Genomic DNA, 19,922 nt, shown 5'->3' with positions numbered 1-19,922 from the left:
CCGTTCACCCTTGAAAACATAGTACTTATCGCTTATATTTTCATATAGTATTTATTTTTAAATAAAGTAATGGACGAACCAGGGGGCACAGTATGGCAATTAACATGAAAACAATCGAAGAATGGATTGCTGAATCAAACGCAAGACAAGAAGAAGACTTTGGACACGTTGTGGAAGAGATGAAAGAAGTATGCGTCGGACTTGATAATGCGACATTAATTTATACGAAAAATGTATTTTGTTTCGGTAAGAAGGTAGAAGTATTGTTTTTCTTCCAAGATCATGTCGTGATTGGACAAGAAAAAGATGAATATGTTGAAATCGAAAAATTAAAGTATGAAGCAATTACACATAGCAACTTAAAAACAAATGACAAAAATACAACGTTAGAATTAAAGTTTGCTAACGGACAATCTATCAATTTAGATAGTTTAAATGATAACTACGGTACGAAAAATTGGTTATTCGCGAGACAAATTAAGAGTATTTTTAAATTAATCTAGTAAAAAAGCAGACCTCAAAGGGTCTGCTTTTTTATTTGTTTCCTATTACACAAAGGCATCCTCTTTCTTCGTAACATTTCACACTTTTAAATCCTGTTTTATAAAATAGGTTTATTAATTCTTCAGTCGTTTTACATTTCTCCATATGATATTGAATTTTGAAAGTTTCAGCCACTAATAAAAAGGATCCGTTCGGTTGTAGGACGCGAAATACTTCTTTTATATCTTGTTCCACATCAGGCCAAAAGTAGTGTGTTTGAAAAGCGGTAATGAGATCGAAGAAGTTCGTATGATAGGGAATAGAAGAAACGCTTGCTTGTTGAATAATGACTTTTTGTTTTTGAACATCCTTTATATTCGTCTGTAGAGAATTTTTTACAGCTTGATCGGAGTAATCAATCCCATATATTCTCCCAAGTGGAGTTCGTTTTGAAAGAGTGTGTATCGTTTTACCTCCGCCACAACCGATATCTAATATGATTGCATCTTTCTTTATATGTAATTTCTGTAATGCCCAATTTGTTATCCTCGTATGTGCAGTGTTCATAATACAAAGCATGGAAGAACCAATTGTCCCGCGAGGATTTTTTGCTTGCTGGATTAATCGTTGTAAAATGCTCAAGTTAAACTCTCCTTTTATGTAAGAATATATACTCATTTCGCTTTTTATAAATTAAGTCCTTTAAAAAAGCACGCCGTCCACCGGCGTGCTTCTAATTACGCAAATCCCCTTTTAACCAATTCCGTGCTCGATACGCCCCAACAGGAATTTGAATGAGAGACGTTTCATTTCCAGTATCTATCCCGTATAACTGATCACATGAATTTGTATCAAAACTTAGTAATGGATGACCGCCCATCCCCATCGCGGTTGCGGCGAAAACGAGTTTATGGACGAGTATGCCAGCTTCCATTTGGTGAATACGGTACCCTCTATAGCCTAATGCACGTGTATAGTAATCTTTCTTTCCGACTACATGTAGGCAAAGCGGTACTTGAAAAAGATTCACGTTATCCATCGTCATACTAGATTGAAGGGGATAACGAAGGTCTCCATATCGAAGTGGTTGTATGGAATGCGTTTTACTGTTATAAGCGTAAGCACCGTTTTCTATATTTTTTACGTTATAAAAACATCCATATAAGGAGACGCGCGCATTTTCATTTACATACTGACCGTCAAGGTCGTTGTAATAAGGGAAGGAGAGGCTCGCTTCTTGTAGTAAAGTAGCGAGCTCGGCTGCATCCCATTTCGTGAAAGTAAAGTCAGCATCAGGGGAATACCGTTCTTTACAAAGTTGTAAGAAATCATACGATAACCGTTCTACTTGCGGCAACTGTACAGCGTGCGCATGATGTTGATAGTGCTCTTCATGATGTAGTGTGTGGAAGTGTGCTGTTGATTCGATCATAGAAGCTTCATTTATTTTTGTTATCATAGGATGTTTATATACTTGCTTTGATCGAACGAAATATTCGTGTGCTAACGGCGGAATTTGCTGTAATAACTCATGAGAAGTAACTGTTTTATTTTCACGGTAATCATTGTGAAACCAATCAGTTTGCGATTCTGTACTTAAAGGAATAACAGCATACACACTTTCTTCGCTTTCTGACAGTCCGAGTAAATGATTGATTGCACGGTCTAGAAACTGAAAATATACGCCATTTGTGTAACCGAATTGTTTGGCACATGCAAGTAATTGTCCGATGAGAACACCGCTATCTAATCCTTGAAGCCGGTATGAAAAGTTATTGTATTTAAAGAAGTTTTTCCAAAACATAGTAGATACGAATGCAGCACCAAAACAAGACTGTATGTTACAACGATTGCCAAGTGCTTCCGAAAGATAAGAATCGAAATTTCCTTCACGAAGTAAAACAAGCCGGTGATGCGCGGTGTCGTAATGGTAAATGCCGTCTGGATAATCGTCAATCTTTAAATATATATACAATTCATTTGGATATAAAGCGCCGCCTGAAGGGATAGATCTTCGGAATAAAATTTTCTCGCTATTTAGCTGACATAACTGAGTTAAACCGAATGAGTACCAAAGGTAATGACCAATTTCCTTTAAAGTTGGTGTAGTAGAAGAGTTAGGTACAGAGAATGGTATTTCTAAAGGGAGAGGGATGACAGGTACATTTCGATATAATTTATAAGGAAGTGGTGCATCTTCCCAGTTCACTTCATGATTGGGCATAATTTCATCGATAGAAAAATGGAGATGATGTAAAAAAGTATCCAGCTGCATAGAATCCCCTCCTTTACTATGGAAACGGATGCGGATGTGGATTTAATTGTTCATTCGTTAAAGGCTCAGCGCTATATCCAAGTGTCATCGGTACTGTATATACTCTATCTAGTCCTGTAACCCGAGTAAGATGGTGACCGAACGTCATCGGGAGCATGCCTGGAATAATGACTTTTACACAATGTAATCCGTTTTTTTCTATAAGAGGTACTGTTTGATCTACAACGATTACTTCAAGTCCAGATTGCTGCAGACGGTTTAAAAGTTGATGAAGATCGGATGTTAAATCTAGATCAACTGATTGTAATGCATTCATTTCTTGGAACGATTGCACAGGGGCATCGTCACGTAAAAGGAAGTGAAGCCGTTCTTCTGCTTCTTTCAATCCGTACAGCATACTATGGTCTTCCATTTTATTAACGAGATAAGGATCGTGTAAGCAGTTTTCGTAATGCTCTCTTTTTTGTTCGAGTTCATCGTCTGCTATTAGTAACATGCCTGCTATTTCATGGATGGCACTCTTTAAAGCGCGAACAGGGTCTAAATGAGAGCCACCCGCACAAACAACGTTCATTCCATTTTCACGCGTATTTTTCGCAATTACCCATAAGCTTGGGATACCGTGTTCCATCGTTGCGTTAAAAGCATGTAACTCATACCCAGTAATCGTGTACAGCCGCTGAATCATTAATTGTAATTCCGTATCATTTGCTGAACTAAGATCAAGACGGGGGAGAGGTAATTCGGCATACCAAGTGAGCAAAAAGGCGTCACGCTCTACAATTTCTAAAATGCCGTGAAAAATTGCTTCTTCTAAACTACCACCAATGGCACATCCATTTGATGTTTCATACACGAAAGCATCTCGATGACCGAGGCTATAATAAGCAATTGATTCAGGAACTAAAAGTGGCCGGTTTTGTAATAAAGAGTAGCCCCATACCCAGTTTTGTTCATAGTCAGGATCAAACGGCTTAAACGGAAAACTATTACGATTATAATGTTCATTTGTATGTACACCGAGCGAGAGTGGATTAAGTGCATGATCCTCTAACTCACGAAAACTACCGTGTACATTTGTCTTTTTTCCTCGAGGTGACATACCACAATATCGTTCTAAACCTTCTAAAATAGCAGTTGCTTCACTTATTGCAAATGAATGAGTTCGGCCTGCAACACCTTCATTTCCAAACATTAATGGCATGTTTATAATAACGTCAGCAAATGGTAATAAAGAGTGCTGCATTTTTCCGTTTAACATACCGACCCGATAATCTAAATAATCTCTCGTTAAAAATGTGTTTAGTTCATGAATGGAACGACAGCGATATGCTGCTTCGCTTGTTTTTAAGCTCGGTTGTAACGAAATCGCTACTGCATCTGCCGTATCATCAGGCAAATTGCTACATACAGGGCAGAGTGGATCGGGAAGAAAAGAATGCCGCGTACATTGCAGTGTTTGTAAGTTTAGTAAAATGAGTTCATTTTCTAAAGAAGAATGGTTATGAGTTAATATTTTCTCTGTTTCTGCACGAATAAGATGGCACATTTGTAACATGCCATTTTGGGTGGCACGTACATCACGCCTTGTTACATTATCTGCCTTTAACGCATATTTCCGCTGTAGTTCCCACATTTCTTGTTGATCAAAGCCAGCGATAAATCGGCGTCCATCAGAGCAGTTGGAACAGCCAGTTGCAAGAGGATGAATGTAAGGACCGATAATACCTTCACCAAATGAAGTGAATGCACGTAGCCATGGAATATGATTCGATCGAAACATTAGCTCGGCATCATGATGAATAGTAGAAGGAGAGCCATCATGTAATACGAGAGCGAGATGAATATTTTCAGGGAGTTCTTCTGTAAGGTTATGTTGGCGAATGATAGAATATTGTTTGCATAGTTGATCATGTACATAGTTTGCAAGTAAGCCATCTCCTATAAGCAATATATTTTGAGTCATAGACTGTCCTCCTTTGCAATTAATACACCGTACACACCATCTAAGTTTTCTTTCAAAAATGATTCAATGGCTAAATCAAACACGAATGGATAAAAATTATGTTCTTCTAAATGTTGCAAGGCAAGCTGTACAGATTGCGTGCTTGGAATTTCTTCTTCCTCTTGTATTTCTAATCTAAAAGAATCCGTGTCATATAAAATAATAGAGGATTCAGGCAAGATATTAGCTCTGTAAGGAGTCTCTTCATTTTGAATATGAAGAAGTGATAGTTGTAGTGCGTTTCGTAAGGCTAACGTCATATTAATATTAGATGCACCGTACCAGCGATCATTTATACCGATCCAAACGACAGGAAAGCTGAGAATCTCTTCACTTACTGCTATTTTAGGTGTTTCATGAATTGTAGAGAGAGCATCGTAATAAAATCTACAATGTTTATCATGAATTTCAGTTAAATCAATCGTCGTAATTTCTTCTAGCATATGTGACTGCCGCTCATACAATTTATTATTTAAATGTTGTTGTAGCGCCCGGTATACACCTTCTGTCATCGTTTCTCCAGCGCCAATACCGATATCATTATGTTCAGGAATAAGGCGATGCATAATTTCCGCTACGTATGTTTCAATTCCTGTTAAACCAGCTTCTCGGCGCGCTTCATTATGAGTTAAACCACCACAAGTCATAAGGGGCAGGAGGGAAGCAGGACCATCTGATAGTGGAGTAGCTACTTGAATATGGCATTGTGATAACGGTAATTGATATGAATCTTGTTCATCCCATACATGGAATAAACCAGCTTCTTTAGAAGTTAATGAGTCGAAAAAGCGGAATAAATCAGTTGAGGTATGTTGGTTGGACCGATGCTCAAGTTGTTCAGGAAGATTTTCTATCGTATCAATTGTAAAACTTTCATCAGTTGCGAGAGGATGTTTTATAAAAGGATGCCATGCTCCTTCGAGTGTTTCGTAATTTAATAAAAAGAATTGTGGTTCTTTTTCTCGGTAAGAATCATCAGCGACATGCTTAAGTAATTCAAATACGATTATATTTGCTAACATTGCAGATGGAAGTGGTGAAAATGATGCTGATGAATGTTCATTTTGTAAAGTTGTTTCATGTAGCCGATGCCATGCGGATTCCCAGCATTCTTCATGATTAGCTATTACGGTAGGGCCCGCTATACCAAGTGCTGATAAACAGACGGCAGGTATGAAGTTCTTTCCTATTTCTCTACAAATCGTGTGAACTGCTCTTAGGCCTTCAATATCTCCATTTTGAGAAACATACAAAATCCAGTCGAAAGGCTCGAACACTTCATGCAGGGGAAGATCAATTGTCGTATCTATTTCCTGAACAAGGACATGATCATCAACTTCATGTGCAAGCTCTACTAGCTCATGAATGCGATCGTAATTTGTTTCCTCATAATCTGTAACAAGGTAATGAAAGGTAGGTAATCCTGATTCTAATAAAGAAGAAACTAAGGAAGTAAGCATATCTCCAGAACCAATTATAAGGACGTTTGCCGCGCGATACGTTTCGAATTTTAGAGCGCCTGAATGAGAATCAGCTTCTAAAAATTCAATTTGTGAAGCGTATCTATCAAGTAATGCGCTATTTAATGCATGAGGTGCATCTTGACTTACATCCCGAACGAAACCATTTTCATATAAAATCTCTCCAATTTCAAATACACGATTTTGATAGGGGAGAGGGAGACCATCGGTTATTTCTGCTAAAGAATAATTCCCGTTAAACATTGGCATTAATTTTTCAATCCAGTTGTAAATTCCATCACCGTCCATACGAAATGAACTGGCATTATTTCGAAAATAGACACCCCCGTTTGAGTCGGGGAGGAAAAAAGTATCCTTATTTACTTTAAGTTTTGCATCAATTGGAAGGTTATTCATTTTAATCCTCCTTACGTTTTAGGCATACATTATTAGCTTATGTTATGAAATTTGTCCCGTATGAACGCAATAAAAAAAGGCTGTAGAATAATTCATTCTACAGCCTGTGATAGATTATTAATCTATCAACCTTCTAATAATAATGATTTTGGATCTTCAAGCATATCTTTAACAGCAACAAGGAAGCTAACTGCTTCTTTACCATCAACAATACGGTGATCGTAAGATAGTGCAAGGTACATCATCGGACGGTTTTCCATACGCTCGTTATCAATCGCAACTGGACGTACTTGGATTTTATGCATTCCTAGAATACCTACTTGTGGGCTATTTAGGATTGGTGTTGACATTAGAGAACCGAATACACCACCGTTTGTAATTGTGAATGTACCACCTTGTAACTCTTTTAATGAAAGTTTATTATCGCGTGCTTTCAGACCTAAATTACGAATCTCGCTTTCAATTTCAGCGAAGTTCAATTGGTTAGCATCACGTACAACTGGAACAACTAATCCATCTGGAGCTGCTACTGCAATACCGATATCATAGAATTTTTTAATGATAAGCTCGTCGCCTTGAATTTCAGCATTTAATAATGGGAATTGTTTTAATGCTGCAACAACTGCTTTTGTGAAGAATGACATGAAGCCAAGACGTACATCATGTTTTTTCTCGAAAGCGTCTTTACGCTCTTTACGTAATTCCATGATTGCAGTCATATCAACTTCGTTAAATGTTGTTAACATTGCAGATGTTTGTTGAACTTCTACAAGGCGTTTTGCAATTGTTTGACGGCGGCGGGACATTTTCACGCGCTCAACTGGTTTTTCGAATTCCGTTTTTGCAACTGGAGCAGGAGCTGGACTTTTTGGAGCAGCTGGTGCTTCTTTTGGAGCTGCAGCATGAGCTTGTACATCGTGTGGTCTCACACGTCCAAGTGGATCTGTACTACGTACGTCGTTTAAGTCGATACCTAATTCACGAGCCATTTTTCTAGCAGCTGGTGATGCGATAGGACGGTTCGTATTTGGTAAACCTTGTAAACCTTGTAAAGCTGTAGTTTGCTCAGCATTTGGTGCCGCAGCTTTCGGTGCTTCAGTTGTTTCTTGTTTTGGCTGTTCAGCAGCCGGTGCAGGTGTACTTACTGCAACTGGTGCTCCGTTTGCATCTAAAATTGCAATAGTTGCACCAACTTCAACTGTATCCCCAGGTTCGCCTAGTAACTTCGATACAATACCTGAATCTTCTGCAATGATTTCTACATTGACTTTATCAGTTTCAAGCTCAACAACGCTGCCACCTTTCTCAACTTTGTCGCCTACGTTGATAAGCCATTGTGAGATAGTTCCTTCAGTAATAGATTCTGCAAGCTCAGGTACTTTAATTTCGATCATTTTAAATGTCCTCCCCTTATTTGCCTAACGGTGTGTTTTTTCTTCTTTTGTCTTCGGTAATCTCCATTTGTTAGCCTGCCCCCGGGCAGAATATCTGTCCGGGGAACAAGCTAGAAACCTTCGTTGTTACTTTCAGTTGCTGAAAACTTCAATTTCTTGTTTATCTTGACGGAAGTTATACTTCACATCTAAAGCGTGTGCAACAATTAGTTCTTGCTCAGCTTTGTGAGCGAATGGATCGCCGCCAGATGGGCTAGAGCGATCTGGGCGTCCAATATAACCTGTTTTCACTTTATCTCCAGCAAGTTCGAACAGAATTGGAGCCATGTAATGCCATGCGCCCATATTACGAGGTTCTTCTTGAACCCAAATAATTTCTTCTAAGTTTTTAAAGCGTTTAATAATAGATTGAACTTTCTCAGCAGGGAATGGGTACAGCTGTTCAATACGAACGACATGAACTTCATCTAAGTTATACTCATGTTTACCAGACTCAATTTCTGCTGCTAAGTCAATTGCCATTTTACCTGTGCTTAAAACAAGACGTTTTACTTTAGTTGGTTTCATGCCAAGGTTTTCTTGTTCTAGAGCAGGCTGGAAACGTCCTTCGCTTAACTGACTAGCAGTTGAAAGCGTAAGTGGGTGACGTAATAAACTCTTCGGCGTCATCAATACTAATGGTCGAACAGCTTCTGTTCCTAAGATAGATGCTTGACGACGTAAAATATGGAAGTATTGTGCCGCGCTCGTTAAGTTTGCAACTGTCCAGTTATTCTCAGCCGCTAACTGTAAGAAACGCTCTGGACGTGCACTAGAGTGCTCTGGTCCTTGACCTTCATAACCGTGCGGTAATAGAAGAACTAAACCAGATTTTTGACCCCATTTTGCTCTTCCTGCTGAAACATATTGATCAAATAATGCTTGCGCAGTATTTGAGAAGTCACCATATTGCGCTTCCCACATAACAAGAGTTTCTGGAGCGAATACGTTATAACCATACTCGTAACCAACAACAGCAGCTTCTGATAACGGACTGTTATGAACAGAGAAGGATGCATTAATGTTTGGTAAGCGATGTAATGGTGAATATGTTTCATTTGTATCAGTATCGTGTAATACGATATGACGGTGCGCGAATGTACCACGCTGTGAATCTTGACCAGTTAAACGAATTGGCGTACCTTCTTGTAAAATAGAAGCGAATGCTAATGACTCAGCAAGTGCCCATTCAATTTTACCGTTCTCTTCAAGAGCGTCTTTACGGCGTTCAAGAATTTTCTTCACTTTCGGATATACGTTAAAGCCTTCTGGCCAAGATAGTAGCCCTTCATTAATTGCACGAAGTGAGTCAATCTCAACACCAGTATCAATTGGCTGAATGCCTTTTGCAACAACATCTGGCACTTTAACGTGAATTGTTGCAGCGCTCGTATCAGCTGGTGGTACTTGTGCATAGTCAGATTTTAATTGCTCTTGTATAAACTGAGTCATTGTTTCAACCTCATCTGCATTTAGAACACCAGCAGCTTGTAATTGATCTGCATAAATCGCTCTTACAGTTGGGTGATTTTTAATCTTCTTGTACACTTGTGGTTGCGTAACTGCTGGGTCATCCATTTCGTTATGACCGTAGCGGCGGTAACCTATTAAATCGATTAAGAAGTCTTTTTTGAACAATGTACGATATTGAATCGCAAGGTTAGCAGCAGCAAGACAAGCTTCAGGATCATCAGCGTTCACGTGAACAATCGGAATATCGAAACCTTTTGCAAGGTCACTTGAATATTTCGTAGAACGAGAATCATAGCTATCAGTCGTAAAGCCAACTGCATTGTTTGCGATAACATGAATTGTTCCGCCTGTTTGGTACGCGTTCAATCTGCTCAAGTTCAACGTTTCAGATACAATACCTTGACCAGGGAATGCAGCATCACCATGAACTAAAATTACGAATGATTTTGAAGTATCTTGTTCTGGAAGACCAGATTTTTTACGATTCTCTTGAGCCGCACGTGCAAAACCTTCTACAACAGGGTTAACGAACTCAAGGTGACTTGGGTTATTTGCTAATGTAACGCGAGTGCTAACTTCTTCGTTACTAACGACTTGTTCTCTACCTAAATGGTATTTCACGTCGCCAGTCCAGCCAGAATTTGCGACTGCGCCTTCTATTTTTGCATGTTTGAACTCAGCAAACATGTGACTATATGGTTTTTCTAATACGTGTGCAAGTACGCTTAGACGACCGCGGTGAGCCATACCAATCATGACATCTTCTACGCCGCCCTTTGCACCTTCTAGAACAATTTCATCTAGAACAGGTACAAGCATATCAACGCCCTCGATAGAGAAACGCTTTTGCCCAACGAATGTTTTATGCAAGAATTGCTCGAAACCTTCAACAGCTGTTAAACGTTTTAAAAGAGCAGTCCGTTTTTTATTTGATAGTGGTTGACGCAATGAATTTGATTCCACCATTTGATGCAACCACGCGCGTTCTTCACTATCTTGTATATGAGAAAATTCATAAGCTAAAGATTTTGTATAAACGTCTTTTAATCTATGAATTACATCAAGTGCAGTGTGAATACCTTCTGGTGCATCTTGCCATACTGTTTTTGCTGGAATCGCTTTCAAGTCAGCATCGCTTAGTTCGTTCATTGCTTTCTCAAGAAGAGATTGTCCATTAGCAGCATCTTCCATCGGATTGATGTGAGCCAACGTATGCCCGAATGAACGAATCTGTTCAACAAGCTGAACGACTTTAAGAATTTTTTCAATGTTCCCTGTGTTTTGAGGAGAAAAATGTGTTGCTGTGTTGTCCCCTGTTACGACATCATCTTGAAACGAAGGAGCTCCAAAAATTTCAAAAAGCTCTTGTAATTCCGGATCAACAGAACCTGCTCCAGTTACGTAAAGATCATACTGCTCAATAACATAACCAAGGTTCGGACCATGGAACTTGGCCCAAGGGTTTGTCGTTGTATTCTTCCTCGTCATTTGTTTAAACCTCCCAATGCATATAATCCTTTTTCCATACAAAAGGTGCATTTTGCTCTTTTCAATAATTGATGAACCAATAATCAATGTAAATGTTTTCTTTACCCTTATGTTATTACAATAATTTACATAATACCAAACACTATTACTTATCTGTTTTGTAAAAAAACATTCACAATAACTTATCACCCAAGTTAATCTTTCATGTTATAAAGTAATTTTACAGAAAAATGGGGTGGATATATTTGGTATACCTACACGAATAACTAAAATTGTTGCATGTAAATATAAGTATAATAATTAGAATGTTTCGATAAAAAAGAGTTCGAATTATGTATATTGAAATAATAAGCGCTTTCATTGATATTATACAACAATATAACGGAATATAGTATAAAAAATAAAAAATTATGAATTTATCGTAAACTTTATTTAGATAGTGTTAAATATTGAAAGGAAAGTGAAGGATTTCTACAAAAAAAGTTGCTAAACATAAAAAATGCTTCATAAACAGTTAGTTTCTATAAATATGACGAAAAACACCGTAAAACCAATAACGCATTTTGTGGAATAAAGAGATGGATGAAATATTTTAAAAGGATAAAACAAATAGGGAGATATTAAATTTTAAAAATAGAGAGGAGGAGATATAGTAACAATTATTTACAGTGTTCCGCGTTTCATTTCAAAATAGACGTGCTGAAAATGAAAAGTTTCTTCTATATAAATAGAACGAAAAATAAACAAAATATATGTAAAGGAAACTTGACGTAAAGTTTCCTTTACATATATACTCGATATAAGGGAGGAGGGAGAAATTTCCTTGGAAAATAAAATGGTTGAATACCGAAAAAAATTTGGACTATCTCAAGAAAAATTGGCTGAGAAACTTGGAGTTTCCAGACAAACCATCATTTCAATTGAAAAGGGAAAATATGATCCATCACTTCCGTTAGCATTTGAAATAGCAAAAACATTTCAGACAACGATAGAACATGTATTTATTTATGAAGGAAAAGAAGAGGGGGAATAGGGATGAATTATTCACAAAAGTACTTTTTAATTATGGGAATTATTTTCTTTATTATGAGTGGAACCATGGTATTAGCGGGCATAATGACGCATTCCGCACCACCGGCTCCAACGTATACAGTACTTGCGATGATGATTATGTGTTTCTGCTTAAGTTACTTACACCCGCAATTTAAAGAAAAAGATGAGCGAATGAAACTTATTCGTTATAAAGGAATGTTCTTCAGCTTTTTTGCGCTAACGGCATATTACCTTCTTTTCTCTTTCGGTTTAAATCTACACGTAATTACACTATCTGCGGTTGAACTATTAAACATACTTATGGCACTTACGATGAGTACAGTTTTTATCTCATTTGTTGTTTTATCGAAAAGATATTAAGATGGAAGAGAGAAAGGAAGATTAACATATGCAAATGATGTATGCTTTTGGCATTGGGCTTGTATTATTTTTAGCCGTATTCTTATTTATTCGGAAAGACGTTCAAGGTGGGACGTTAACGAAACGAGGCTTTTATAAAATGATCGGCTGTTTAGTTGTTATGTTTATAGCGATCATCGCAATGATTGTTTTAATAAACCAGTCACTATAGAATTTAAAAATGGAACCTTACTTTATAGTAAGGTTTTTCTATTTGAAATTAATACTAAAAAATACCATAAAAACTATTTAGTGACTATATTTCCTATTATATAATCCAATAAAATGATAGATAAGGAGAATAGTATATGAACAAAAAAGCTATCTTCTTTTTATTAACATGTCTACTACTTGTAGCTAGTATTACTTATATAATATGTAACAAACGAGAACAAGTGCCACCTATGTTAGTATGGGAGGGCCAGGAATACTACATTACGAATGAACCTGTAAAAGCAGAAGAAGCTGGGCAAAAACTTGGCGAAGTGACGAAGAAAATTGAAACAAGCAAACAGCCTACTAAAGATAGTGAATCCAACACATTACAAGAAAAAATAGAAGTATTCACAATGATTGAAGAAAAAAAAATGTTCATTCGCCTTTAATCATAACGGAACCTTATGGTGACGAATATAGAATAGCAATGCTGATGTTAAAGCAAGTACTATAATAATGAAGAAACAAATTTAAAATAGAGGGTAGTGAGCGTTATGAGATGGAAAGCAGGAACTTTTGAAAAAATAGAAACGAATGATTTATCTATTGAGCAGCTTAAATGTGCCTATAAGTTGTTTTAAAGTACATAACGAAAATTTTTCCGGAGAAATACTTTATGAAAATATTAAAATATGTAAAATTGCATATTGGTTATTCTAAATCTTATGCTAACCTTATAATGAAAAATATAACATTTGTTGGTAATGAATGATTTTTGAAGGGAATAATTTATTGAAAAATATACCACATAGGTAATTTTTTGGGATTTTAGATGTTGCAAATGTCATCTTATTTTTAATGTCTGATAAAAGCGATGCCATTAGAGGTCAAAATATTGTTGTTGACAATGGATATACAATTGTATAAATAAATCATCTTGGGAATTAAGGGCGTGGATAATGAGTTTACTAATTAAAGATTTAACAAAGAAATTTGACGAGCATGTTGCAGTGAATAATTTGAATATCGAGATACCAAAAGGTGAAATATTTGGATTCTTGGGCGGGAATGGAGCAGGTAAAACGACTACATTTCGAATGATACTTGGACTTTTATCGAAATCAAGCGGAACCATTTCATGGAATGGCAAACCTATAAATTATGATGTTACGGATAAGATTGGGTATTTACCAGAAGAACGTGGTCTTTATGCGAAAATGACTGTCAAAGAACAAGTTAACTTTTTTGCAAAATTAAAGAACATGAAAAGTAAAGATGCAGAAAAAGAACTTCACTATTGGCTGGAGCGTTTTAATATAACTGAGTATCTGGACAAAAAGGTAGGAGAACTTTCAAAAGGGAATCAGCAAAAAATTCAGCTGATAACAGCGATTATACATAAGCCTGAACTCTTAATTTTAGATGAACCATTTAGTGGTTTAGATCCAGTAAATGTTGAAATGTTAAAAGAAGCTGTTCTTGATATACAAAAACAAGGGGCGTCGATTCTTTTTAGTTCACATCGTATGGAACATGTGGAAGAGTTATGCCAAAACATTTGTATTATGCACAAAGGAGTACCTGTTGTTCAAGGAGACATTGCCAAAATTAAAAGTGATTTTGGTAAAAAGAACGTTGTAATCGTTGGCGATCATGACTTTGACCATTTGAAAGAAATAAAAGGTGTAGAAAGTATGAAGAAACGTAAAAATGCAGTTACTCTTAAAATTTCATATGAAGAAGTTTCGCATGTTTTATTTAAAGAGATAACGAAATTAGGTTTTGTTAAAAAATTCGCAGTAGAGGAACCTACATTAAATGACATCTTTATTGAGAAAGTAGGTGCACAGCATGAATAGTTTCTGGACGATTTTTTTACAAAACTATAAATCTAAGGTAAAAGCTACATCATATATTGTTATTACAATCATGATTTCTATGTTAATTATAGGAATGATGAATTTTGAAAAAATTTATAACTATTTTGTAGGTAACGAGGAAGAGCAAGTTGTCGTTGTTACAGAAAAAGAAGAATTATATACAACAATTCAACAAGTGTTTAAAAATGTCGATAGTAAGATACATGTTAAACATAGTACGGATAAACAAAAAGCAGAATCAGGTGTTAAAGATGGTGATTATACATATGCAATCGTTGTAGAGGAATTGGATAATAAGCAACTAAAGGCTACGTATATAACTGAGACAGATACAAATCAGCAAGATGTTAGTAAGGTTCAAACGATTTTATCTCAAATACAATCTTCTAATTTCGCGCAGCAATTAAATCTATCACAAGATGAATTAAAGGTGTTAACAACGCCAGTAGAAATTCATACCAAAACGGTTTCAGATAAGGTTAAAGATGGAGAACATACTGAGGGTGTAGGGATTTTAATTAATGTCTTTATCATACTAAATTATGTAATGATATTAATGTATGCTGCACAATTAGCAACAGATGTTGCAACAGAGAAATCTTCTCGTGTTATGGAGTTAGTTGTTTCAAGTATTTCGCCTACAAAACATTTATATGCGAAACTTTTTTCAACATTATTGGCAGGTATTACGCAAATCATAATTTGGGGCTTGGTCGCAACTGTTGGATATAAAACAGCAATTAATGATTCGAAAAATGATATTTTAAATAGTATTGATTTAAATTCTGTTGCTCCTACTCTAGTGTTTTATGGGATTCTATTCTTCACATTAGGATTCTTATTATATGGCTCATTATCTTGTCTATTTGGCTCTATCATTACTCGTATAGAGGAATCTTCTCAAGCTGTTATGCCGCTGATGTTTATGTTACTTGCTGCTTTGTATATCGCAATTTATGGAATGTCAAATCCAAGCAGCGCGGTTGTTACCGTTACTAGTTATATACCTTTCTTTACTCCTATTGTTATGCTCGTACGAATTGGATTCCTCAATATCCCAGTATGGGAGATTGCGCTTGCATTAGCGATTCTAATAGCAACAATATGTATGATGATTGGTTTAACGAGTCGTGTTTACCGCGGTGGCGTATTATTATATGGTAAAGGTGCATTTAGTAATATCAAAAAGGCAATCAAGTTAGGGAAAAAATAAGATTGGCTTATTCATATTTAAAAAGACTACATAGTTAATCTATGTAGTTCTTTGTTGTTACAATAATTTTTATATATAAATTATTGTATTAGGATATTTTTTAAAGAAAACTTTAAAAAGCTTCCAAGAAGAAAGTGAAGAATTGAGTTCTGGCGAACAACGCAGAGCTATGATTGATATAATTTATGGCTTTCTCAAAAATGAAGACAAGAAGTAGGGGGGGAATTTAGTTTTAATAATAATCATTTATTTGCTACATAAAGAAACCCCCTTGAATATCAAGGGGGGGGTTCCTATGATCCCGACTGGCCTCGAACCAGCGACCTCCACCCTGTCAAGGTGGCGCTCTCCCTGCTGAGCTACGGGACCTTCAAAAATGCGTATGTAACAGCACTTTTAATCGTTATGCTAAAGTAATCATATAAAATAGACTGAAATTTTACAATATTTTTATGGTAATCTTTTGAAGAGAAAGTATTTGGAATCACGTTAGTAGTGTATTAAGGAATATATAAGTAGAGAATTTAATGCAAAGTGGGTTCGAATAAAGCGGTTATATTATTTTTTTCGATACCAATCCAAAGGACCCTCATCACTTAAATCGACAAGAAAAGGGAATAAGAAGTGTAAAGGTAAGCTAATAAGTTCTGGCATAGCGTTCAATGTTTTCTTTGATAGATACTGCCTCCCAAAACAATACGGACAATCTTTTTCAAATGTCACGAGTATCGACCATACATCTTTTACTTTCCACTGCGTTTTACAATACGTACAACGCGCCATGGAGTTCCTCCTCATTTAAAGTTTTCTACTAGTATATTCCATTCTATTGTACGAAATTCATTTGTATTTGGTGTGATAAAATGTAATTTGTTTTATTTTTAGGTGGATTTATTTAGTCATTTATGATCAATTACATATCATTTGATATTTTGCAGAATGATAGATTTCCGGGTTCAATATGCAAATTGGCCAATATATCCTTTTTACAATTTACTTAAAATCATGTATAACAGAGATACAAGATTATTTCATAAATATTCAGAAGTAGAGGGAGAATTATTGTAATGGTAAGGAAAACGTTCAAGATGCGTGTATCTAAAAATAGAACGATTTCGATTAATGGCTCGATTCTTGATGTGGATGTTACACATGATGAGTTTTTACAAGAGTTTGTTGAGTGGGTCGATTCTAAAGGTTGGTCGTTTATGGGGATGACAGATGAGATTACACCCGAGGAAGCTAGTCAAAATTTAATAGATTCATTGATTGATGAGAAGGATAAGAAAGAATAATTCCTTCTTATTTTTTATTGTATATTTATGTTCTTTATCGTAAAAGTATGATATAGTAAAAAACAGTGAATATTCTTCCAATTTAATACAAATTACATATGGATTGGTAGGTTCGGTTTTTAAGCTGTGAGAGTATAGTGAAAAGGGAGAGTCATATGGTAAATTTTAAGAAAAATTTGGCTTTTATTACCGTTATTTGTTTATTTTTTTTGACACCTATGACGTTATATGCTGAGACGAATATTGGAGTAAATCCGGAGCAAGTGGCACCACCACCTGCGGAAGGACCAAATGTTTTTAGTCAGTTTGCAACTGCGATTGATGCGAAAACTGGAGATGTTTTGTATGACAAAAACGCACATCATCGTGCATTTCCAGCTAGTATGACGAAAGTGTTAACAGCAATTTTACTTATGGAGCATACGAAGCCAGAGGATCAATTTACGTTTTCACAATTAGCATTAGATCAAGAGAAGAGTAATTATCAAATTGAGTTTCAACCTGGTGAGACGATTAATAGAAATACTGCGCTTATGATTTTAATGGTGCTGAGTGCGAATGATGTGTCGTATGCGATTGCGGAGCGTATTGGCGGAAGTGTTGAGAATTTCGCTCATATGATGAATGAGAAAGCGAAGCAATTAGGTGCTACAGATAGTCACTTTGTAACGCCAAATGGATTGCATGATCCGAACCATTATACAACGCCATTTGATATGGCTATGATTACGAGAGGCGTACAAAAGTATCCTGAAATTTTGCAAGCAATGAATACGAAAAGAACGACAGTGACGACATCTAGACAGACGGTTTCTATTTTCAACAAGTCTACTTATTTTGAAAATCCATATAGCATTGGTGGAAAGACGGGTTTTACAAATGAAGCGCGCAATACGCTCGTTTTATTAAATGAGAAGGATGGAAATCGTATTATAAATGTAGTGATGGCTTCTCAAAGACCTGAAATTTATGAAGATTTGAAGCAGATGGCGGACTATTCTTTCGGTCAATTTGTAAAGCAAACTGTACTAGATAAACATAGTTGGCATCAAAAGACAACGTATTTAAATAAAGATATTGATAGCGAACTTGAAAAAAGTGCAGAACTTATGCTTAAGAAAGATGAAGGAAAAAATGTGAGGACGATTTTCCGTACAGCTTCATTAGATAAAGATTCTTTATATCATAAAGGAATTCATCGTGGTGAGGTAGTTGGTGCAGTTGATATTACGAAAAATAATCAAACAATTGCGACGATAAATGTTCTTTCTAAAGAAGATGTTACTTTTGCGATGCCTAAAAAAAATACGGCTACGCCTGAAGTAAACGAATCAAATGTGAAAATAATAAGCATCGGGATCGGTGCCGCTCTATTATTTGGAGCTATTTTATTTGTAGTGCTACGCCGAAATACAACAGGAATGAAATCAGAAGAAAAATAAATTACTAGTTAAAAGGCTGTGAAGAGAATTTGTCACAGTCTTTTTTTATGTTAAAAATAACTAATAATTGTAAATTTTCTTATTGCATTTCTGTTTTGTTCGTTATATTATTTACTTGTGTTCTTGTTAAAGAACGAGGGTGAATATTGCATACTTCAAATAATATAAAACAACGGAGAGGGAGAGAAACGATGAAATTAATTTGGAAGGTGATTAGCAACGTTATCTCATTTGTTTTATTTGCATTGATGATTTGCTTAGCTTTTGTAGTTATTTCTTCAAAAGCGAGCGGTGGGGATCCAACAGTGATGGGATATCAATTTAAATCAGTGTTATCAGGATCGATGGAACCGACGTTTTTAACAGGATCAATCATTGCGATAGAGCCGACGAAAGATGGTTCTAAATATCAAAAAGGCGATGTTATTACCTTTAAAGAGAAAGATGAAAAAATTATCACTCACCGTATTATCGGTGTGAAAGATACAAATGGAAAAGTAATGTATGAAACAAAAGGGGATAACAACAACGGTGCTGATTTAGAACCAGTACTTGCGGAGAATGTCATTGGAAAATATGCGGATATTACAGTTCCTTATGCAGGGTATGCATTAAATTATGCGAATTCAAAAGCTGGAGCTGCTTTACTTCTTATTATTCCAGGAATATTTTTACTAGGCTATTCCGCGATTTCTATTTTTAGTGCTATTCGTAGCATCGACGGAGAAAAGAAAGAGAAAAAAGTTGAACAATCCGTCTAGTTCGATTGGTTATATCTTCCGATTAGGAAGTTGACAAATATATAAATTAAGGGGATATGGACATGACTTTAAAGAAAAAATTAGGGATGGGTATCGCATCAGCAGTATTAGGAGCAGCATTAGTTGGCGGAGGAACATTTGCATTTTTCAGTGATAAAGAAGTGTCGAACAATACATTTGCCGCTGGTACGCTTGATTTAGCATTAAATCCATCAACAGTTGTTAATGTATCGAATTTAAAACCTGGTGATACAGTTGAAAAAGAATTTAAATTAGAAAATAAAGGTACATTAGATATTAAAAAAGTTCTATTAAAAACAGACTATAGTGTAGAAGATACGAAGAAAGATAATAAAGATGATTTTGGTAAACATATTAAAGTAACATTCTTAAAAAATGTAGACAAACATGAAACAATCGTAAAAGAAACAACGTTAGATAAATTGAAGGGTGACACACTTACTGCGGTAAATAACGATTTAGCTGCTTGGTTCTGGGATGAAAAAGGTATTTCTGCAGGTAAATCTGATAAATTCAAAGTAAAATTTGAGTTCGTTGATAATAAAAAAGATCAAAATGAATTCCAGGGTGATAAGCTACAATTAACTTGGACGTTTGATGCACAACAAGGCGATGGTGAAACAAAATAATAAGGACAACAAAAAGAGACTATCAAAAGTGATAGTCTC

The 19,922-nt window shown here is 36.0% G+C and carries 18 protein-coding genes, 1 tRNA gene and 1 pseudogene; 12 read left to right on the top strand and 8 right to left on the bottom strand.

What is annotated here, in order from left to right:
* Nucleotides 1-92: 92 nt before the first annotated feature.
* Nucleotides 93-503, top strand: a complete 411-nt coding sequence (locus MKO96_RS08265; RefSeq protein ID WP_098095516.1) for a DUF3908 family protein — start codon at nucleotides 93-95, stop codon at nucleotides 501-503.
* Nucleotides 504-534: 31 nt separating this feature from the next.
* Here the strand turns inward: MKO96_RS08265 and MKO96_RS08260 are convergent, their stop codons facing one another.
* The 6 genes from MKO96_RS08260 to odhA all read right to left on the bottom strand — a co-directional run bounded on the left by MKO96_RS08260 (nucleotide 535) and on the right by odhA (nucleotide 11,034).
* Nucleotides 535-1,125 carry a class I SAM-dependent methyltransferase gene (locus tag MKO96_RS08260; protein WP_240587204.1) on the bottom strand — a complete coding sequence of 197 codons (591 nt, stop codon included), beginning with the start codon at nucleotides 1,123-1,125 and terminating at the stop codon, nucleotides 535-537.
* A 91-nt stretch (nucleotides 1,126-1,216) separates the two neighbouring features.
* Complete coding sequence (locus MKO96_RS08255; protein WP_240587203.1) at nucleotides 1,217-2,758, bottom strand: SagB family peptide dehydrogenase; 1,542 nt, start codon at nucleotides 2,756-2,758, stop codon at nucleotides 1,217-1,219.
* Between the two features lie 16 nt (nucleotides 2,759-2,774).
* Nucleotides 2,775-4,724 (bottom strand): TOMM precursor leader peptide-binding protein, encoded by a 1,950-nt coding sequence (locus MKO96_RS08250; protein ID WP_240587202.1) that lies wholly within the window; start codon nucleotides 4,722-4,724, stop codon nucleotides 2,775-2,777.
* Nucleotides 4,721-6,640: a putative thiazole-containing bacteriocin maturation protein gene (locus tag MKO96_RS08245; protein WP_240587201.1), complete on the bottom strand. Its 1,920-nt coding sequence runs from the start codon at nucleotides 6,638-6,640 to the stop codon at nucleotides 4,721-4,723. The genes MKO96_RS08250 and MKO96_RS08245 overlap by 4 nt, the downstream gene beginning before the upstream one ends.
* A gap of 125 nt (nucleotides 6,641-6,765) precedes the next feature.
* Nucleotides 6,766-8,034: a 2-oxoglutarate dehydrogenase complex dihydrolipoyllysine-residue succinyltransferase gene (gene odhB / locus MKO96_RS08240; protein ID WP_240587200.1), complete on the bottom strand. Its 1,269-nt coding sequence runs from the start codon at nucleotides 8,032-8,034 to the stop codon at nucleotides 6,766-6,768.
* A 132-nt stretch (nucleotides 8,035-8,166) separates the two neighbouring features.
* Nucleotides 8,167-11,034: a 2-oxoglutarate dehydrogenase E1 component gene (gene odhA, locus MKO96_RS08235; RefSeq protein ID WP_048561470.1), complete on the bottom strand. Its 2,868-nt coding sequence runs from the start codon at nucleotides 11,032-11,034 to the stop codon at nucleotides 8,167-8,169.
* A gap of 823 nt (nucleotides 11,035-11,857) precedes the next feature.
* Here odhA and MKO96_RS08230 point away from each other — a divergent pair.
* The 7 genes and pseudogenes from MKO96_RS08230 to MKO96_RS08205 all read left to right on the top strand — a co-directional run bounded on the left by MKO96_RS08230 (nucleotide 11,858) and on the right by MKO96_RS08205 (nucleotide 15,735).
* Nucleotides 11,858-12,067, top strand: coding sequence for a helix-turn-helix transcriptional regulator (locus MKO96_RS08230; protein WP_000428506.1), 210 nt, complete (start codon nucleotides 11,858-11,860; stop codon nucleotides 12,065-12,067).
* A gap of 2 nt (nucleotides 12,068-12,069) precedes the next feature.
* Nucleotides 12,070-12,447 (top strand): hypothetical protein, encoded by a 378-nt coding sequence (locus tag MKO96_RS08225; RefSeq protein ID WP_046957056.1) that lies wholly within the window; start codon nucleotides 12,070-12,072, stop codon nucleotides 12,445-12,447.
* Nucleotides 12,448-12,475: 28 nt separating this feature from the next.
* The gene (locus tag MKO96_RS08220) at nucleotides 12,476-12,658 is read left to right on the top strand and encodes a DUF3976 domain-containing protein (protein ID WP_240587199.1); all 183 of its coding nucleotides are present in this window, start codon (nucleotides 12,476-12,478) and stop codon (nucleotides 12,656-12,658) included.
* A gap of 136 nt (nucleotides 12,659-12,794) precedes the next feature.
* A pseudogene (locus MKO96_RS08215) lies at nucleotides 12,795-13,156 on the top strand (hypothetical protein).
* 344 nt (nucleotides 13,157-13,500) lie between these two features.
* Nucleotides 13,501-13,569: a hypothetical protein gene (locus MKO96_RS29475; protein ID WP_369294513.1), complete on the top strand. Its 69-nt coding sequence runs from the start codon at nucleotides 13,501-13,503 to the stop codon at nucleotides 13,567-13,569.
* A 32-nt stretch (nucleotides 13,570-13,601) separates the two neighbouring features.
* On the top strand, nucleotides 13,602-14,501 hold the full coding sequence (locus MKO96_RS08210) for an ABC transporter ATP-binding protein (protein ID WP_240587198.1): 900 nt from the start codon (nucleotides 13,602-13,604) through the stop codon (nucleotides 14,499-14,501).
* Complete coding sequence (locus MKO96_RS08205; protein WP_197235892.1) at nucleotides 14,494-15,735, top strand: ABC transporter permease; 1,242 nt, start codon at nucleotides 14,494-14,496, stop codon at nucleotides 15,733-15,735. Before MKO96_RS08210 ends, MKO96_RS08205 begins: the two co-directional genes overlap by 8 nt.
* 296 nt (nucleotides 15,736-16,031) lie before the next feature.
* Here MKO96_RS08205 and MKO96_RS08200 read toward each other — a convergent pair.
* Both MKO96_RS08200 and MKO96_RS08195 read right to left on the bottom strand, forming a co-directional pair.
* Nucleotides 16,032-16,104 (bottom strand) — tRNA-Val (locus MKO96_RS08200).
* Nucleotides 16,105-16,293: 189 nt separating this feature from the next.
* Complete coding sequence (locus MKO96_RS08195) at nucleotides 16,294-16,518, bottom strand: hypothetical protein (protein ID WP_240587197.1); 225 nt, start codon at nucleotides 16,516-16,518, stop codon at nucleotides 16,294-16,296.
* Nucleotides 16,519-16,802: 284 nt separating this feature from the next.
* On the opposite strand from MKO96_RS08195, the gene MKO96_RS08190 reads away from it, so the two are divergent.
* The 4 genes from MKO96_RS08190 to MKO96_RS08175 all read left to right on the top strand — a co-directional run bounded on the left by MKO96_RS08190 (nucleotide 16,803) and on the right by MKO96_RS08175 (nucleotide 19,883).
* Complete coding sequence (locus MKO96_RS08190) at nucleotides 16,803-17,030, top strand: hypothetical protein (protein WP_000251858.1); 228 nt, start codon at nucleotides 16,803-16,805, stop codon at nucleotides 17,028-17,030.
* A gap of 155 nt (nucleotides 17,031-17,185) precedes the next feature.
* Complete coding sequence (locus MKO96_RS08185) at nucleotides 17,186-18,472, top strand: D-alanyl-D-alanine carboxypeptidase family protein (RefSeq protein ID WP_240587196.1); 1,287 nt, start codon at nucleotides 17,186-17,188, stop codon at nucleotides 18,470-18,472.
* 191 nt (nucleotides 18,473-18,663) lie between these two features.
* Entirely contained in the window at nucleotides 18,664-19,233 is a 570-nt protein-coding gene (gene sipW / locus MKO96_RS08180) for a signal peptidase I SipW (protein ID WP_240587195.1), read from the top strand.
* A 62-nt stretch (nucleotides 19,234-19,295) separates the two neighbouring features.
* Nucleotides 19,296-19,883, top strand: a complete 588-nt coding sequence (locus MKO96_RS08175; protein WP_240587194.1) for a TasA family protein — start codon at nucleotides 19,296-19,298, stop codon at nucleotides 19,881-19,883.
* Nucleotides 19,884-19,922: the final 39 nt, after the last annotated feature.

The organism is Bacillus sp. ES1-5 (assembly GCF_022487605.1).
Taxonomy (GTDB): domain Bacteria; phylum Bacillota; class Bacilli; order Bacillales; family Bacillaceae_G; genus Bacillus_A; species Bacillus_A wiedmannii.
The sequence above is the reverse complement of the archived record's forward strand: the minus strand, read 5'-3'. Positions and strand labels throughout refer to the sequence as shown.

Coding starts and splice junctions, on each gene's coding strand:
- MKO96_RS08265 (WP_098095516.1), top strand. CDS start 93: ATGGCAATTAACATGAAAACAATCGAAGAATGGATTGCTGAATCAAAC.
- MKO96_RS08255 (WP_240587203.1), bottom strand. CDS start 2,758: ATGCAGCTGGATACTTTTTTACATCATCTCCATTTTTCTATCGATGAA.
- MKO96_RS08250 (WP_240587202.1), bottom strand. CDS start 4,724: ATGACTCAAAATATATTGCTTATAGGAGATGGCTTACTTGCAAACTAT.
- MKO96_RS08245 (WP_240587201.1), bottom strand. CDS start 6,640: ATGAATAACCTTCCAATTGATGCAAAACTTAAAGTAAATAAGGATACT.
- odhB (WP_240587200.1), bottom strand. CDS start 8,034: ATGATCGAAATTAAAGTACCTGAGCTTGCAGAATCTATTACTGAAGGA.
- odhA (WP_048561470.1), bottom strand. CDS start 11,034: ATGACGAGGAAGAATACAACGACAAACCCTTGGGCCAAGTTCCATGGT.
- MKO96_RS08225 (WP_046957056.1), top strand. CDS start 12,070: ATGAATTATTCACAAAAGTACTTTTTAATTATGGGAATTATTTTCTTT.
- MKO96_RS08220 (WP_240587199.1), top strand. CDS start 12,476: ATGCAAATGATGTATGCTTTTGGCATTGGGCTTGTATTATTTTTAGCC.
- MKO96_RS08210 (WP_240587198.1), top strand. CDS start 13,602: ATGAGTTTACTAATTAAAGATTTAACAAAGAAATTTGACGAGCATGTT.
- MKO96_RS08205 (WP_197235892.1), top strand. CDS start 14,494: ATGAATAGTTTCTGGACGATTTTTTTACAAAACTATAAATCTAAGGTA.
- MKO96_RS08195 (WP_240587197.1), bottom strand. CDS start 16,518: ATGGCGCGTTGTACGTATTGTAAAACGCAGTGGAAAGTAAAAGATGTA.
- MKO96_RS08190 (WP_000251858.1), top strand. CDS start 16,803: ATGGTAAGGAAAACGTTCAAGATGCGTGTATCTAAAAATAGAACGATT.
- MKO96_RS08185 (WP_240587196.1), top strand. CDS start 17,186: ATGGTAAATTTTAAGAAAAATTTGGCTTTTATTACCGTTATTTGTTTA.
- sipW (WP_240587195.1), top strand. CDS start 18,664: ATGAAATTAATTTGGAAGGTGATTAGCAACGTTATCTCATTTGTTTTA.
- MKO96_RS08175 (WP_240587194.1), top strand. CDS start 19,296: ATGACTTTAAAGAAAAAATTAGGGATGGGTATCGCATCAGCAGTATTA.